Origin of the sequence: Streptomyces sp. NPDC050085 (assembly GCF_044460595.1) — a bacterium.
GTDB lineage: Bacteria > Actinomycetota > Actinomycetes > Streptomycetales > Streptomycetaceae > Streptomyces.
Genome location: NZ_JBITJZ010000016.1, coordinates 26,689 through 41,881, shown reverse-complemented (window position 1 = coordinate 41,881; position 15,193 = coordinate 26,689). Strand labels below are relative to the sequence as shown.

General features: G+C 71.8%; 11 protein-coding genes. 4 read left to right on the top strand and 7 right to left on the bottom strand.

Annotated elements, in window-relative coordinates:
• Positions 1-104 precede the first annotated feature (104 nt).
• Positions 105-899, bottom strand: coding sequence for a hypothetical protein (locus ACIBUY_RS36595; protein ID WP_399154945.1), 795 nt, complete (start codon positions 897-899; stop codon positions 105-107).
• A gap of 63 nt (positions 900-962) precedes the next feature.
• Between ACIBUY_RS36595 and ACIBUY_RS36590 the strand changes: the two genes are divergently transcribed.
• A complete protein-coding gene (locus ACIBUY_RS36590; protein ID WP_365572217.1) occupies positions 963-1,532 on the top strand; it encodes a hypothetical protein in 570 nt (189 codons plus the stop codon).
• A gap of 44 nt (positions 1,533-1,576) precedes the next feature.
• On the opposite strand, the gene ACIBUY_RS36585 is transcribed toward ACIBUY_RS36590, so the two are convergent.
• The gene (locus tag ACIBUY_RS36585) at positions 1,577-2,005 is read right to left on the bottom strand and encodes a phospholipase (protein ID WP_399154986.1); all 429 of its coding nucleotides are present in this window, start codon (positions 2,003-2,005) and stop codon (positions 1,577-1,579) included.
• 131 nt (positions 2,006-2,136) lie between these two features.
• On the opposite strand from ACIBUY_RS36585, the gene ACIBUY_RS36580 reads away from it, so the two are divergent.
• The gene (locus ACIBUY_RS36580; protein ID WP_399154944.1) at positions 2,137-3,738 is read left to right on the top strand and encodes an alpha/beta hydrolase; all 1,602 of its coding nucleotides are present in this window, start codon (positions 2,137-2,139) and stop codon (positions 3,736-3,738) included.
• On the opposite strand, the gene ACIBUY_RS36575 is transcribed toward ACIBUY_RS36580, so the two are convergent.
• Positions 3,690-5,165 (bottom strand): glycosyltransferase family 39 protein, encoded by a 1,476-nt coding sequence (locus ACIBUY_RS36575; RefSeq protein ID WP_399154943.1) that lies wholly within the window; start codon positions 5,163-5,165, stop codon positions 3,690-3,692. The two genes, ACIBUY_RS36580 and ACIBUY_RS36575, sit on opposite strands and share 49 nt — an antisense overlap.
• Before the next feature lie 284 nt (positions 5,166-5,449).
• Between ACIBUY_RS36575 and ACIBUY_RS36570 the strand changes: the two genes are divergently transcribed.
• Together ACIBUY_RS36570 and ACIBUY_RS36565 are read left to right on the top strand one after the other, a co-directional pair.
• Positions 5,450-7,669: an NADP-dependent isocitrate dehydrogenase gene (locus tag ACIBUY_RS36570; protein ID WP_365572209.1), complete on the top strand. Its 2,220-nt coding sequence runs from the start codon at positions 5,450-5,452 to the stop codon at positions 7,667-7,669.
• Positions 7,670-7,768: 99 nt separating this feature from the next.
• A complete protein-coding gene (locus tag ACIBUY_RS36565; RefSeq protein WP_399154942.1) occupies positions 7,769-9,730 on the top strand; it encodes a M13 family metallopeptidase in 1,962 nt (653 codons plus the stop codon).
• 92 nt (positions 9,731-9,822) lie between these two features.
• On the opposite strand, the gene ACIBUY_RS36560 is transcribed toward ACIBUY_RS36565, so the two are convergent.
• From ACIBUY_RS36560 to ACIBUY_RS36545, 4 genes are all read right to left on the bottom strand, one after another.
• Positions 9,823-10,545 carry a dienelactone hydrolase family protein gene (locus tag ACIBUY_RS36560; protein ID WP_365572203.1) on the bottom strand — a complete coding sequence of 241 codons (723 nt, stop codon included), beginning with the start codon at positions 10,543-10,545 and terminating at the stop codon, positions 9,823-9,825.
• Between the two features lie 118 nt (positions 10,546-10,663).
• The gene (locus ACIBUY_RS36555; RefSeq protein WP_365572200.1) at positions 10,664-12,172 is read right to left on the bottom strand and encodes a DHA2 family efflux MFS transporter permease subunit; all 1,509 of its coding nucleotides are present in this window, start codon (positions 12,170-12,172) and stop codon (positions 10,664-10,666) included.
• 197 nt (positions 12,173-12,369) lie between these two features.
• Positions 12,370-13,368: a hypothetical protein gene (locus ACIBUY_RS36550; RefSeq protein WP_399154985.1), complete on the bottom strand. Its 999-nt coding sequence runs from the start codon at positions 13,366-13,368 to the stop codon at positions 12,370-12,372.
• A gap of 607 nt (positions 13,369-13,975) precedes the next feature.
• Positions 13,976-15,166: a CaiB/BaiF CoA transferase family protein gene (locus ACIBUY_RS36545; RefSeq protein ID WP_399154941.1), complete on the bottom strand. Its 1,191-nt coding sequence runs from the start codon at positions 15,164-15,166 to the stop codon at positions 13,976-13,978.
• Between the last annotated feature and the right edge of the window lie 27 nt (positions 15,167-15,193).

Here is a 15,193-nt window from a genome sequence, read left to right as displayed (position 1 = left end):
GGGACGTCTACGTGCTGGCACAAGGTAGGAACCCGCAGGTCAGTGGCACATGTGGTGGGGCACCATACTTTGGGGCCCCGGTGTGGTTGCGGCGTCGGGGACGGTCAGGCGGTCAGCTGCCGGACGGTCGTGTCGAGGGCCGTGACGAGGGCGTCGGCGCGCGCACCGGTGTGTGCGGTGGCCAGTTCGACGCCGAGACGGCCGTCGAAGGCCGTGACGATGTAGGTGGAGGTCGGGGCGGGCGGCGCGGCGGGATCCGCTCCCGTGACCGGCCTGAGCGGCTGGTCGAGGACGGCGCCGCGGAAGTCGGTGACGGTGAGGCCCCCAGGGGTGCGCAGGTGCGGGATTCGGCCCCAGTTCGTCAGCATGGTGGTGTCTGCCGCCAGCACCGCGGGAGCCTGCGCTGCGGGCATGTGCGCCGGTGGCGGAGCGTCCTCGGCCGGTCCGGTGAAGTGGAGCTGCGACTGCTGGACGACACCGTCGCGGACACTCTCGTCCAGTTCGTCCAGGAGGGCCTTGGCGAGCACCAGGGGTTCGGTCGCCGCGCCGACGGATCGGGTGAATCCGACGGTCCCGAAGATGTTCGTCCCGGCCAGGGCTGCCACCGGCGGGTCGATGCGGGTGCGCACGTCCACCGGATACATGAAGGGAACGGCCACCTCCCCGGCCGCACCTCCGGGTCCCTCGGCGGCGACCCGGGCATGCGCGATCATCACAGCCGCCGAGACCAGGCCGTGGACCGTGAGCCCGTTGGCGTGCCCCAGCCCGACCAGGGCCGAGGTCGTACCGGCGGAGAACCGGATCCGGCGACGGGCCTGCCCGGCAGCGGGGGCGGCCCCGGCCGGTCCGGTCCCTTCATGCGGGCGGCGTGTGGGGCGGCAGGTCGGCGGATTCGGCACGCGTCACTCATCCAGCGGCCCTCGGCATGCCCACCCCGGCCCCCGGGCGTAGCCGTAGAAGACATGAACCGGATCACGCGCGCCGCCGCTGTCGCGGCCCTCGCCACCATGCCCCTCGCAGGTCTCGCCACCGCCGCCCCGGCCGCCGTCACCACTGGCGATGCCACCATCGGCCACGCCGCCGGGCATGCCGTCGGGGACGGCCCACAGGCAGTCGGGCCCTGCGCCGACATCGCCGCCACGCTCCGGGACGCCGCGCGCATCGCGCAGCAGACCACCACCGGCAACATGACGCCCGGCATCACGGCCTTCACCAATTCCGCGAACCGGGCGAGCGCGCAGATCTACGCCGCCCTCGCGAACGACCGTCTCGCCTGCGACACCACCGGCACCCAGCAACTCACCGCGGCTTTCCAGCAGTTCACCGACACCCTCACCGCCAAGGCGGCCCTCTTCCGGTCCGTCCCGTCCGCCGGTGCCCCCGTCCTCTCCGTCAACCGCAGCCTCGAAGGCGCCGCCGACTCTCTGTACGCCCAACTCGCCACCACCGCCGACGATCCCGCCGCCGTCGCCGAAGCGGGCAACAACATCACCACCGCCCTCGGCAACCTCGTCACCGCCTACGGCGGCTGAACCGCGGCCGCGGGACCCATCGGCGACGGCAGTGCGCCCCGAGGTCAGCCGAGGTTCTTGACGGCCTGGTAGTACGTCCACGCCAGCGAGTTGCACGCGGCCTTCTTCACCGTGCTCAGCGGAGCGCAGACCCGCTTGAGGTCCTCGTAGAAGGCGCTGTCGATGCGCGACTTGTTGGCGTCGAACGTGCCCATCGCCTTGTAGTTGCGGTAGCCGAAGTCGTGGCGCGCACAGGAGAGTTCGAACTTGAAGCCCAGCGGGTTGTCCGGCGACTTCGAGCAGAGGTCGGTGGTCCAGTTGAACCCGTACGCCGACCAGGCGCCCTGGTTGTTGCGGGCGGCTATGAACGCGTTGTAGCTGGACGCGCTGGTCTGGGTCCAGGACGAGAGCACCTGCGCCTTGTCGGCGGGGGCCGCGGTGGCGGGAGAGCCGAACACCGTGGCGGCGAGCAGGGCGGTGGCGGAGACGCCGATGCCTCTGGCGATCTGGCGGTTCACGGGTACCTCCGGGATGGATGGGGCCCCTGATGGAGAATCAGAAGCCGCATCAGTCTCGAAGGGGCCCGCACAGGCGGGCCGGAGCACGACTTGAGGGGGAGCCGGGGATGGGTGTGGGGGATCGGACACCGGGGCGCACGCGACGGACCGTCCGCGGCGGCGGTGGGGCGGAGCCGGCCACCGTGCGCCGCCGCGCCGTCGCGGTCCTGTCCGCCCTCGTGGTGGTGGCGGCCGGCGCCGGGTGCGACGTGGCGTCGCACCGGGACGCGGATGCGAAGCCGCGCCCGCGCGCGGTGGTCAAGCCGACGAACCCGCCGCCGGGGCTGCCCGCGACCCTGACCACCGGCCAGCGGCTCACCTGGGCGGCCTGCCCGGCACCGACCACCGCCCAGGGCGACGGCGACGCCCCGGGCGGCGACTACGAGTGCGCCACGATGAAGGCCCCGCTGGACTACCGGCACCCCGGCCGCGACACGATCCGTGTCGCCCTGATCCGCAAGCGGGCCACCGGACCGGAGGAGAAGCGCCTCGGCTCACTCGTCCTGAACTTCGGCGGACCGGGCGTGTCCGGCGTCATGGAGCTCCCCGAATTCGCGGACGGCTACGCCTCGTTGGGGGAGCGCTACGACCTCGTCAGCTTCGATCCGCGCGGGGTCGGCGGCACCATCCCCGTCAACTGCGGCACAAAGGCGTACGAGGGCAGTGACGTGTGCGCGAAGCGCTCCGGAAAGATCCTGCCGTACGTCGGCACCGCCCACACGGCACGCGACCTGGACCTGATGCGCTACCTCCTCGGCGACCGCAGGCTGCACTACTTCGGCGTCTCCTACGGCACCGAACTCGGCGGTGTCTACGCCCACTTGTTCCCCAAGAACGTCGGCAGGCTCGTTCTCGAAGCCCCCGTCGACCCGACCGAGAACCTGCTGCAGCGGGACATCAGCCAGGCCAGGGCCGTCCAGGCCGCCTTCGAGCGGTTCGCCCGCCACTGCGCCGAGACCTACGACGACTGCCCCACGGGCAGCGACCCCGACCGGGCCGGCGAACGCGTCGGCGCGCTGCTCGCCAAGCTGACGAAGACCCCCGCCGCCACCGACGGCGGCGAGAAGCTCGACGGCGACCTCGCCGCCCACGCCATCGGGAACTTCCTGGACCTCGGCAAGGACAGCTGGGGGCAACTGGTGAAGGCGCTCGCCGAGGTGACCGAGAAGGGCACCGGCACCCAGCTGATGAAGAAGGCCTACGACCACGCCCCGGGCGCCACCGCGCGCACCGGCGGCGAACCCACCGGCGGCAACGGCACCTCCGCCTACGTCGCGATCACCTGCGCCGACTCCGATCTGCGCCCCGGGTTCGACAGCTCCGAGAAGTGGATCAAGGACGCCGAAGCGGTCTCTCCGCTGTTCGGGAAGGCCTGGGCCTCCGGCGTGTACCTCTGCTACGACTGGCCGTTCCACGGCGAGCGCGACACCCCCGACGTCAGCGCGAAGGGCGCCGCGCCGATCCTGGTCGTCGCCGGCACCGGAGACCCGACGACGCCGTACCCGGGGGGCCGGCACATGGTGAGCGAACTGGGCGACGAGGTCGGCGTGCTGCTCACCGTGCGCGCCGAGGGCCACGGGACCTATCCCCAAAACCGCTGTGCGGGCAAGGCAGTTGACGCCTACCTCCTCGACGGGACCGTCCCGGCACGCGGCACGACGTGCTCGTGACCCGTGGCGCGGCGCTGGTACACGGAGATCCGGCGACCGCGCTCGACGGTCGTGGACACGCGGCGGAAGCGGTCGCCCAGCACGCGGAGTTTGGCCCGGTCCCGGGCGGTCGGGGCGGACGGCATGCGCGGACCGCTGACGACGACGATGCGGCGGGCGGTCAGCATGGCGGCGGCTATCGCGCGCGGCGAGCCCTCCACGCCGCTCAACGTGCCGGATTCCAGGGGGCTTTGAGCCAGCGCCAGATCGCGCGTCCCGGTGAAGTCGGCGGGCGAGACGAGGGCGGTGTCCCGACGTGCCGCCGGAATGTAGAGCACGCCGTCGCCCGACTGGAGGACCGCCGCGGCGTTCGCGGCCGCGGACAGGACGTCGTCGCTGCGGCCGGACGCGTGGCGCAGGGAGCACTGGAGGGGCAGCAGCGTGAGCAGGGCCACGACCGAGGCCGCGGCGACCAGGCGGCGCGGCGGCATCCGTAATCGCCTGGCCTGCGCGTGACATGCCGCCCCGACGAGCAGGGCGAGCCCGAGCTGACCGAACAGGACGTAGCGGTCCACGTAGAGGGGATGGACCAGGGAGACGCCGAGCAGGGCGAGCGGGGGCACGGCGAGGAGGGGCAGGGCGACCGTCCCGAGCGGGAGCCGGGCACCGGACGGGCCGCGGTCGTCGCCGCTCGGGCGCGCGCACCGGGCCAGGAGCGCGCCCGCGACCAGCGTCAGCAGGACCCCGCGCAGGGTGCCCGGGCGGGTCGGCGGGATCCAGTCGACCTGCCCCGACTGGGCCGCGCTCGCCACGGCGAGGGGCAGGACGCCGAGCACGGCCGCGGACGAGGCGAGCGCCCAGCCCACGAGCACGGCGCGTGACGGCCGGACCAGGGCGAGCGTCACCGCGTGGGCACACAGCACCAGGAGCGAGAACCAGTTGAGCAGCGCCCCCACCAGCACGACCGTGCCGTACGCGGCCCAGGCGCCGGCCCGCGGCCGGTCGACGGCCCGGACGAGGAGCAGGCAGGCCAGGACCACGCAGGCGGCGACCATCGCGTACGGACGTCCCTCCTGCGCGTACCGCTGGACCGCGGGGAGCAGCGCGAAGGCCAGGCCCGCCGCCGCCCCGGTGCACCGGTCGGCGAGCCGCGCACCCAGGAGGGCGATCAGGAGGGTGGCACCGGTCATGGCGAGGACGGAGGGCAGGCGCAGCGCGATCAGGCTGTCCCCGAGGACGGCGAAGACGCCGTGCATGAAGAGGTAGTACAGGCCGTGGACCACATCGACGTGGTCCAGCAGACGGCAGAGGTCGGGAACGCTCCGGTGGGCCGCCTGCCAGGTCGCCGCCTCGTCGCCCCACATGCTGCCCTCGCGCCTGATGCCCCACAGTCCGAGGAGGAGGCACAGACTCGCTGGTCCGACCGCGTGCATGGCTGTTCTGGGCATGACGAATCCCCGGATCGGCGTGAGGAAGGGGCGGATGAGGCGCCGTGAGAGCGAGCGGCTGACCAGCACGCTAGGCGGCCGGCCACCCGGCGGTCGTCCCCCGCCGAGCCGACCCCGCGGACCCGTCGCAGGGCCTACGCGGGCCGCCGCCTCGGCCCCGGGGCGTAGTCCTCCCGTACCGGGCGGCCGGGGCCCTTTCGGAGATGACCCCGGCACGAGATATCTTGATGTCGAGCAATATTGAGTTACGCAGACGACGTGGAAGACGTGGAGCGGAGCACCCGGTGACTGACTCGACCATCATTTACACGCACACAGACGAGGCCCCGGCCCTCGCGACGTATTCCTTCCTGCCGGTCATCGAGGCCTACGCGTCCACCGCCGGTGTGCGCGTGGAGACCCGTGACATCTCCCTGGCCGGCCGCATCATCGCCGTGTTCCCGGAGTACCTGAACGAGGACCAGCGCATCCCGGACGCGCTGGCCGAGCTGGGTGAGCTGGCCAAGACGCCCGAGGCCAACATCATCAAGCTGCCGAACATCTCGGCGTCCATCCCGCAGCTGAAGGCCGCCATCGCCGAGCTGCAGGAGCAGGGCTACGCGCTGCCCGCCTACCCGGACGAGCCGAAGAGCGACGAGGAGCGCGAGATCCGCGCCCGCTACGACAAGATCAAGGGTTCCGCCGTGAACCCGGTCCTGCGCGAGGGCAACTCGGACCGCCGCGCCCCCGCCTCGGTGAAGAACTACGCCAAGGCCCACCCGCACCGCATGGGCGCCTGGACCCCCGAGTCCAAGACCAACGTCGCCACCATGGGTGTCAACGACTTCCGCTCGACCGAGAAGTCGGCCGTCGTCCCCGCCGACGACAAGCTGAAGATCGAGCTCGTCGCCGACAACGGCACCACCACCGTGCTGCGCGAGTCCGTACCGGTCCTCGCCGGTGAGGTCGTCGACGCCTCCGTGCTGCGCGTCGCCGCCCTGCGCGAGTTCCTGACCGCGCAGGTCGCCCGCGCCAAGGAAGAGGGCGTGCTGTTCTCCGCGCACCTCAAGGCGACGATGATGAAGGTCTCCGACCCGATCATCTTCGGCCACGTCGTGCGCGCGTTCTTCCCGGAGACGTTCGCCCGCTTCGGCGCGGACCTGGCCGCCGCCGGCCTGACCCCGAACGACGGTCTGGGCGGCATCTACAAGGGCCTGGAGTCCCTGGCGAACGGCGCCGAGATCAAGGCCTCCTTCGAGGCCGAGCTCGCCGCCGGTCCCGACCTGGCGATGGTCGACTCCGACCGCGGCATCACCAACCTGCACGTGCCGTCGGACGTCATCATCGACGCCTCCATGCCCGCCATGATCCGCACGTCGGGCCACATGTGGGACAAGGACGGCGCCGAGGCCGACACCCTCGCCGTCATCCCGGACTCCTCCTACGCGGGCGTCTACCAGGTCGTCATCGACGACTGCCGCGCCAACGGCGCCTACGACCCGTCGACCATGGGCTCCGTCCCGAACGTCGGCCTCATGGCGCAGAAGGCCGAGGAGTACGGCTCCCACGACAAGACCTTCGAGATCCCGGCGACCGGCACCGTCCGCCTGGTCAACCAGGCCGGCGACGTCGTCCTGGAGCAGACGGTCTCCGAGGGCGACATCTTCCGCGCCTGCCAGACCAAGGACGCCCCGATCAAGGACTGGGTCAAGCTCGCCGTCACGCGCGCCCGCGCCACCGGCGACCCGGCCGTGTTCTGGCTGGACGAGGGCCGCGCCCACGACGCCCAGCTGATCAAGAAGGTCGAGCAGTACCTGCCGGAGTTCGACGCCGAGGGCCTCGACATCCGGATCCTCTCCCCGGAGGACGCCACCAAGCTCTCCGTCGAGCGCATCCGCCAGGGCCTGAACACCATCTCGGTCACCGGCAACGTGCTCCGCGACTACCTGACCGACCTCTTCCCCATCCTGGAGCTGGGCACCAGCGCCAAGATGCTGTCGGTCGTCCCGCTGATGAACGGCGGCGGCCTCTTCGAGACCGGCGCCGGCGGCTCCGCCCCCAAGCACGTCCAGCAGCTCGTCAAGGAGAACTACCTGCGCTGGGACTCCCTCGGTGAGTTCCTGGCGCTGGCCGTCTCCTTCGAGCACCTCGCCACCACCACGGACAACGCCCGTGCGAAGGTCCTCGGCGAGACGCTGGACCGCGCCACCGGCACGTTCCTCAACGAGGACAAGTCGCCGACCCGTCGCCTCGGCGGCATCGACAACCGCGGCAGCCACTTCTTCGTCGCCCTGTACTGGGCGCAGGAGCTGGCCAAGCAGACCGACGACGCCGAGCTCGCCAAGGCGTTCGCGCCGCTCGCCGAGACCCTCGCGGCGAACGAGCAGCGCATCGTCGACGAGCTCATCGCCGTCCAGGGCTCCCCGGCCGACATCGGCGGCTACTTCCAGCCCGACCCGGCCAAGGCCGCCAAGGTCATGCGCCCGTCGCAGACGCTGAACGAGGCGCTGGCGACCCTCGCCTGATCCCTGCCTCACCCGCACCGCCCCGGTCGGCCCCGCGCCGACCGGGGCGGTGCCGCATTCGGGGCGCTTTCCCGCCTCTGACCTGGGTAGGCTGCGGCGATGAGCACTCTGGATGACGCGCGCCCGGGCATGGACCCGGCGATCCGACCGCAGGACGACCTCTTCGGCCATGTCAACGGCCACTGGCTGGCGACCGAGCCGATCCCCGACGACCGCTCCAGCTGGGGCCCCTTCGTGCAGCTCGTGGACGTCGCCGAGCAGCAGGTCAAGGAGATCATTCAGGAGATCGCCGCGGGCGGCCCCACCAGCCTGGACGACGCAGAGGCGCGCAAGATCGCCGACCTCTACGCGTCGTTCATGGACGAGGACGCCGTCGAGGCCCGCGGGCTCGACCCCGTGCGCCCGCTCCTCGACGAGGTCGCGCACCTCGCCGACGTGCGGCAGCTCGCGGCCTTCCTCGGGCGCTTCGAACGCACCGGCGGCTCCGGCCTGTTCGGCTCGTACATCGACACCGACGACCGCAACTCCGACCGCTACCTCTACAACATCCTCCAGGGCGGCCTCGGCCTGCCCGACGAGTCGTACTACCGCGACGAGAAGTTCGCCGAGCAGCGCGAGAAGTACGAGGCCTACCTCGCCGAGCTGTTCACGCTCGCCGAGCACGCGGAGCCGGCCGCCGCCGCGCGCACCGTCGTCGCCGTGGAGACCCGCCTCGCCGAGGGCCACTGGGAGCGCGCCGAGACGCGGGACGTGCAGAAGACGTACAACCTCACGACCTTCGACGAACTCGCCGCGCTCGCCCCGGAGTTCGACTGGCGCGGCTACGTCTCCGGTCTGGGCGGCAACGAGGCGACGCTCGCCGAGTCCTGCGTGCGCCAGCCCTCGTACCTCTCGCACCTGTCCACGGTGCTCGCCGAGACGCCGATCGAGCAGTGGCGCGACTGGCTGCTCGCGCGCGTGCTGCGCTCCAGCGCCCCGTACCTGTCCTCGCCGTTCGTGCGCGTCAACTTCGAGTTCTACGGGCGTACGCTCAACGGCACCCCGGAGCTGCGCGCCCGCTGGAAGCGCGGCGTCGCCTTCGTCGAGGGCGCCATCGGCGAGGCCGTCGGCAAGGAGTACGTGGCCCGCCACTTCCCGCCGGCGTCCAAGGCGCTCATGGACGAGCTCGTCGGCAACCTCCTCGAGGCGTACCGGCAGTCCATCGGCGCCCTCGACTGGATGACGGACGAGACGAAGGAGCGGGCGTACGAGAAGCTCGCCACGTTCCGGCCGAAGATCGGCTACCCGGACTCGTTCCGCGACTACTCGGCCCTGTCCGTCGTCCCTGACGACCTGCTCGCCAACGCCTACGCGGCCGACGCCTTCGAGCACGACCGGCAGCTGGCCAAGATCGGCGCCCCGGTCGACCGCGACGAGTGGTTCATGCTGCCGCAGACCGTGAACGCGTACTACAACCCGGGCACGAACGAGATCTGCTTCCCGGCCGGCATCCTGCAGAAGCCGTTCTTCGCGCCGGACGCGGACGCCGCCGAGAACTACGGCGGGATCGGTGCCGTCATCGGCCACGAGATCGGCCACGGCTTCGACGACCAGGGCGCGCAGTACGACGGTCAGGGCAACCTGAACGACTGGTGGACCGCCGACGACAAGGCGGCCTTCGAGGCCAAGTCGAAGGCGCTCGTCAAGCAGTACGACGGCTTCTCGCCGCGCAACCTGCCGGGCGAGTTCGTCAACGGGTCGCTGACCGTCGGCGAGAACATCGGTGACCTCGGCGGCCTGACCATCGGCCACACCGCCTACCTCATCGCGCTCGGCGGCGCCCCCGCGCCCACCGAGGGTGAACTCACCGGCTCCCAGCGGCTGTTCATGAACTGGGCGTACTGCTGGCGCACCAAGCGGCGCAAGGAGCAGGAGCAGCAGTACCTGACGATCGACCCGCACTCGCCGCCGGAGTTCCGGGCCAACATCGTGCGGAACCTGGACGAGTTCCACGACGCGTTCGGCACGAAGGCGGGCGACGGGCTGTGGATCGAGCCGGGGGAGCGCGTGCGGATCTGGTGACGTGGCGTGGCCCGGGGCCGGATCGTTGACGACGGTCGGCCCCGGGCCTGGCTCTTCAAACTCCCCCGGACTCCGTCCGGGGGGCCAAGGAGCTAGATCTCAAGCTCTCGCTTCAGGAAGTCCACCGTCGCCGACCACGCCTTCGCCGACGAGTCCGCGTCGTACACCTCGGGCCTGCCGTCGTTGAAGAACGCGTGGTCCGCCGGGTACATGCGGAAGTCCGCGTCGATCCCGGACTGTTCCTTGATGGCGCGGCGCAGGCCGTCGAGCGTGGGCACCGGCACCGTTTCGTCGCGCTCCCCGTAGTGCCCGAGGACCTGCGCCCTGAGCCCCGAGAAGTCGGGGACCTCGCCCTGGATGACGCCGTAGAACGGGACGGCCGCGCTCACCCGCGGGTCCTTCGCCGCGAGGTAGAGGACGAATCCGCCGCCCATGCAGAAGCCGACCGTGCCGACGGTGTCCGAGGTGACCTCGGGCAGGGACAGCAGGTGGTCGACGGCGCCGGACAGCAGGTCCACGCCGACGTCCACCGGCAGTTCCTGCATCATGCGGAACGCCTCGGTGGAGTCGTGCGCCACGTTGCCGCCGTACAGGTCGGGGGCGAACGCCACGAAGCCCTCCGCGGCGAGCCGGTCGGTCACGTCGGCCATGTGGTCGGTGAGGCCCCACCACTCCTGGATGACGATGACGCCGGGACCACGGCCCGCGGGCGGCAGTGCCAGATAGCCGTGGGCCTGCGTGCCGTTGCTCTCGAACGTCACGTTCTGGTGGGCCGGGCGGCCGGTGGACCTCGGCGTGCTGGGGGTGTCCGACACGAGATGCCTCCTGTGATCAATGGTTGCGCCTCCCACCATGTCACTGCTCCGGTCGCGGCATGCGAAGGGGCCGCCGTCTCCCTGCAGACGGCGGCCCCTCACCCGGTTGCGGCGGCTGTCACATGTGGACGACCGGTGCCGCAGCGGGGTCCTGCTGCCCGGCCCCGCGCCGGTACAGCAGGAGGGTGAGGACCGCGCCGGCGGCGAAGAAGCCCGCCGACCACCAGAACGCGGTCGTGTAGCTCTCGATCGTGGCCTGCGCCTGGGTCAGCTTGTCCGCGGGGTTGCGGCCCGCCAGATAGCTGGTGACGGCGCTCGCGGCGAGCGTGCTCAGCAGGGCCGTGCCGATCGAACCGCCCACCTGCTGCATGGTGTTGACCGTCGCGGAGGCCACTCCCGCGTCCTCGGCCGCGATCCCGCTGGTGGCGAGCGACATGGCGGGCGGCATCACGGCACCCAGGCCGGCGCCGATCACCAGGAGCTGCGGCAGTACGTCCGTGCTGAAGCCGGAGTCGAGGCCGATGCCCGTCAGCCACGCCATGCCGACCGCGGCGAGTGCGAACCCGGCGGGGATCACGAGCTTGGGGCCGAACCGCGGCACCAGCATCGTCGTCGACACCTGGGCCATGATCATCAGCGTGGCCATCATCGGCAGGAACGCGACGCCGGTCTTCGTCGGGCTGAAGCCGAGGTTCAGCTGCAGGTAGTACGTGAGGAAGAGGAACACGCCGAACATGCCCGCGCCGGTGATGAGGACGGCGATGAACGAGGCCGCCCGGTCCCGGTCGAGCAGGACGCGCATCGGCAGCAGCGGGTGCGCGGCCCGGTTCTGCCACCAGGTGAAGGCGCTCAGCAGGACCGTGCCCGCGGCGAGGAAGCCCCAGGTCAGCGGGGAACTCCAGTCGTGCGTCTCGGCGTTGGAGAAGCCGTAGACGAGGGCGAAGAGGCCGGCCGAGACGAGCACGGTGCCGGGCAGGTCCAGCTTGGCTCCCGCGGCGTCGCGGTGGTTGCCCAGGAGCATCCAGCCGCCCGCGAAGGCGACGATCGCGAAGACGACGTTCACGAAGAGCGTCCAGCGCCAGTCGAGCGCGTCGGTCAGGACGCCGCCGAGCAGCAGTCCGACGGCGCCGCCCGCACCGGCGATCGCGCCGTACACGCTGAACGCCTTGGCGCGCTCCTTGGCGTCCGTGAACGTGGTGTTGAGCAGGGACAGTGCGGCCGGGGCGAGCAGTGCGCCGAAGACACCCTGCAGGGCGCGGGCCGTCACCAGCATGCCGAAGCTGGTGGACGCGCCGCCGAGGACGGACGCGCCGGCGAAGCCCGCGACGCCGATCAGGAAGGCGGGCTTGCGGCCGAAGAGGTCGGCGATCCGGCCGCCGAGCAGCAGGAGCGAGGCAAAGGCGAGTGCGTACGCCGTCACGATCCACTGCCGGTTGCCGTCGGTGAAGCCGAGGTCCTGCTGGGCGGAGGGGAGCGCGATGTTCACGATGGTCGCGTCCAGGACGACCATCAGCTGCGCGATGCCGATGATGCCGAGGATCCACCAGCGCTTGCGCGAGACGTCGTGCGCGTCCTGTCCGGGCGGGGCCGAGGTGCCGGTGTCCTCGGTCAGCGAGGTCTGAGACATGGGAGCCACTCCAGGGAAGTGTGAGCCGAAGCTGACAAGCAAGTGAACGAAACCGTTTCGTTCAGAACCTCGCCGAGCGTAAGCCCTCGACTAGCGAAACGGCAACGTTTCGCTAGTGGCGTGACGCAGGTAACAGCCCCGGAACGCGCCGATGCCCGGCCCTCCCGAGGGGAGGACCGGGCATCGCAGGTGCTGGGTCAGCCGCTGTTGCGGGCCTTCTGCAGCGCCGAGATGGCCGAGGTGATGGCCTGCTGCAGCTCCTCGAGGCGCTGCAGCATGTCGTCCTCGACGATGTCGTCGATCTCCTCGACGTCGTCGAAGGTCAGCTCCTCGAAGGCCTTCGTCGCCTTCTGCAGGCTGCTGTAGAACTTCGCGCGCCGCTCCTGGACCCGCAGCTCGGGATCCGCCTCGACGGCCTCGGCGACGAGCGTGCGCACGGTGTCGTACGCCTCGCGGGCCCACTCGCCCGCCTGCTCGGCCTCCTCTTCGCTGTCCAGCTCGTCGATCAGGGACAGGTGCCGCTCGGCCTCCTGGCGCAGCTGCCGCGGCGCCTCGATCTTCTGGCCCGCGGGCGTCTTGACCTGCCCCTCCTCGGCGATCTTCCGTACGTACTCGAGGCGGTCGCCGGTCTTGGCCTCCTCCGCGACGGCCTTCTTCAGGTCGTCGGCGCGCACGATGTCGCGGGCCAGGCCCGAGCGCAGCACCGGGTCCTCCCCGAGCCGGTCCATGAGCGCCTTGCGGGCGGCCTCCGCGGTGCCCGGGTCGGCGAGGATCGCGGCCCGCAGCGCCGTCGGGTTCTCGGCGACCTCCAGGGCCTTGGTGGGCCGGATGCCCTCGGCCTCGGCCGCCTCGGTGATTGCCTGGCCGCGTACGGACGTCGCGCTGTTGCGCGAGACGTAGTACGACAACCAGACGTCGGCGTCGGGGAGTTCGACCTCGGCGCCCGGCGCGAGGGCCTCGAACTGCGGCACGAGGCCGTCGTCCGCCGCCCTGTCCCACGCCTTGTAGAAGCGCATGACGCGGTCGGCCGAGCAGCCCGCGAGGGCGGCGAACCTGCGCGCCGAGACCTTCTCGGTCCCCTCGGCGCTCTGGCCGCCGGGGCGCACGCTGCGGGCCACCTTCAGGGCGAAGGCCCAGCCGCCGGTGCGGGCGTAGACGCCGAAGTCGTGGGCGTCGCGCGCGACGGCCTCGGGCACCTCGCCGGAGGCGCCGTCCTCGCCGTCCTCGCCGTCCTCGCTGTCTGCGCCGGCCGTGTCGTTCTCGACCTCGACCTCGACGTGCGCAGCGACGGCCTCGTCGGCCGCGTCGCCCCCTGGCTGCCAGAAATTCTCCGAGGCGCTGTCCGTCGCCCCGGCGGCCTCCCCGTCCGTGCCGGGCCGGCGTGCATCCGGGACGTCCGTCGTGGGCGCGGGCTCCACGAGGGACGGATCCCCGGCGCTCTCGCCGGACGGGACGGCTGCCTCGGACGAGTCGATGGCTACGGTCACGTAGGTACTCCTGGGTGATCGGACGCGAGAAGGTTGACGCGATACTTTATCGCTCCGATTGGGGTGTTTTGCGCGCGAGTTGCCCGGCGGGGCGTGACCCCGTTGCCGGGCCCGCCGTTCGCGGCTCCCCCTCCAGCGACCGGCGTGCCCGGGCCTCGACCGTGCGCCGCGGCGGGAGAGCGAGGGCACGGGAGGCTCTGCGCAGCAGCATCTCAGTGAGGACCGTCGGCGGGAGCGGGCCGAGTGACCCTTGTGGTGGGCCGAACGGCCCCGGCTGCGCGCTACCCGCGTGCGCCCCCCTGGGGCGACTCGCGCCTCAGACGGCGCCCGCCGCGCGCAGCTCCCGGATCGTCCTGGCGTCGTAGCCGAACTCCGTCAGGACCGCCTCCGTGTGCTCGCCCACCGCGGGGACCGGGTCCATGCGCGGCTCGACCCCGCCGAGGTCCGCCGGGGGCACGAGCGCACGGACAGGGCCGCCGGGCGTGGCGACGTCGCGCCAGCGGTCGCGGCCGGTGAGCACCGGGTGGTCGAGGAAGTCGCCGACCGTGTTGAGCCGGGCGTACGCGACCCCGGCGTGCTCCAGGAGGTCGACCGCGCGCTGCGCGTCCAGCTCGGCGAAACGTGCCGCGACGATCGCGTCGAGCTCGGCGCGGCGGGCGACGCGGGCCGAGTTCCGGTGGAAGCGCGGGTCGTCGGCGAGGCTCGCGTCGCCGAGGAACTCCGCGCAGAACGAGGCCCATTCGCGCTCGTTCTGGATCGCCAGCAGGACCGTCCTCCCGTCCGCCGCGTCATAGGGCCCGTACGGGGCGATCGTCGCGTGCGCGGCGCCGACGCGCTGCGGCTGCCCGCCCGAGTACGCGGTGTAGTACGCGGGATAGCCCATCCACTCCGCGAGCGCCTCGAACAGCGACACCTCCACCGCGCGGGCCGTGCCCGTGGCCCGCCGCTCGTACAGGGCGGTGAGGATGCCCGAGAACGCGTACATCCCGGCCGCGATGTCGGCGATCGCGATGCCCACCTTGGCCGGGGCGTCCGGGGTGCCCGTCACGGACACGACGCCCGTCTCGCACTGCACGAGCAGGTCGTACGCCTTGCGGTGGGCCCACGGCCCGTCGGCGCCGTAGCCCGAGATGTCGCACACGATCAGGGCCGGATGCCGCTCGGCCAACTCCCGTGCGGACAGGCCGAGTCGGGCCGCCGCGCCGGGCGCCAGATTCTGTACGAAGACGTCGGCCCCGGCGAGCAGCCGCTCGAGGACGTCGCGGCCGCCGGGCGTCTTGACGTCGAGCGTGACCGAGTCCTTCGAGCGGTTCAGCCACACGAAGTGACTGGACTGGCCGTGCACCGTCTCGTCGTAGCGGCGGGCGAAGTCCCCGTCGCCGGGCCGCTCCACCTTGATCACGCGTGCGCCCAGGTCGGCGAGCTGACGCGTGGCGAACGGCGCCGCCACCGCCTGCTCCAGACTGACGACGGTGACGCCCTCAAGGGGCAGGCGGGCGGCGCTCATTGAGGATCCTCCGGGCTCGTGCGGTGT

Excerpts from the sequence above, each read along its gene's own strand:
- ACIBUY_RS36590 (WP_365572217.1), top strand. The coding sequence starts at position 963 with ATGAACCGGATCACGCGCGCCGCCGCTGTCGCGGCCCTCGCCACCATG.
- ACIBUY_RS36580 (WP_399154944.1), top strand. The coding sequence starts at position 2,137 with ATGGGTGTGGGGGATCGGACACCGGGGCGCACGCGACGGACCGTCCGC.
- ACIBUY_RS36575 (WP_399154943.1), bottom strand. The coding sequence starts at position 5,165 with ATGCCCAGAACAGCCATGCACGCGGTCGGACCAGCGAGTCTGTGCCTC.
- ACIBUY_RS36545 (WP_399154941.1), bottom strand. The coding sequence starts at position 15,166 with ATGAGCGCCGCCCGCCTGCCCCTTGAGGGCGTCACCGTCGTCAGTCTG.
- ACIBUY_RS36565 (WP_399154942.1), top strand. The coding sequence starts at position 7,769 with ATGAGCACTCTGGATGACGCGCGCCCGGGCATGGACCCGGCGATCCGA.
- ACIBUY_RS36555 (WP_365572200.1), bottom strand. The coding sequence starts at position 12,172 with ATGTCTCAGACCTCGCTGACCGAGGACACCGGCACCTCGGCCCCGCCC.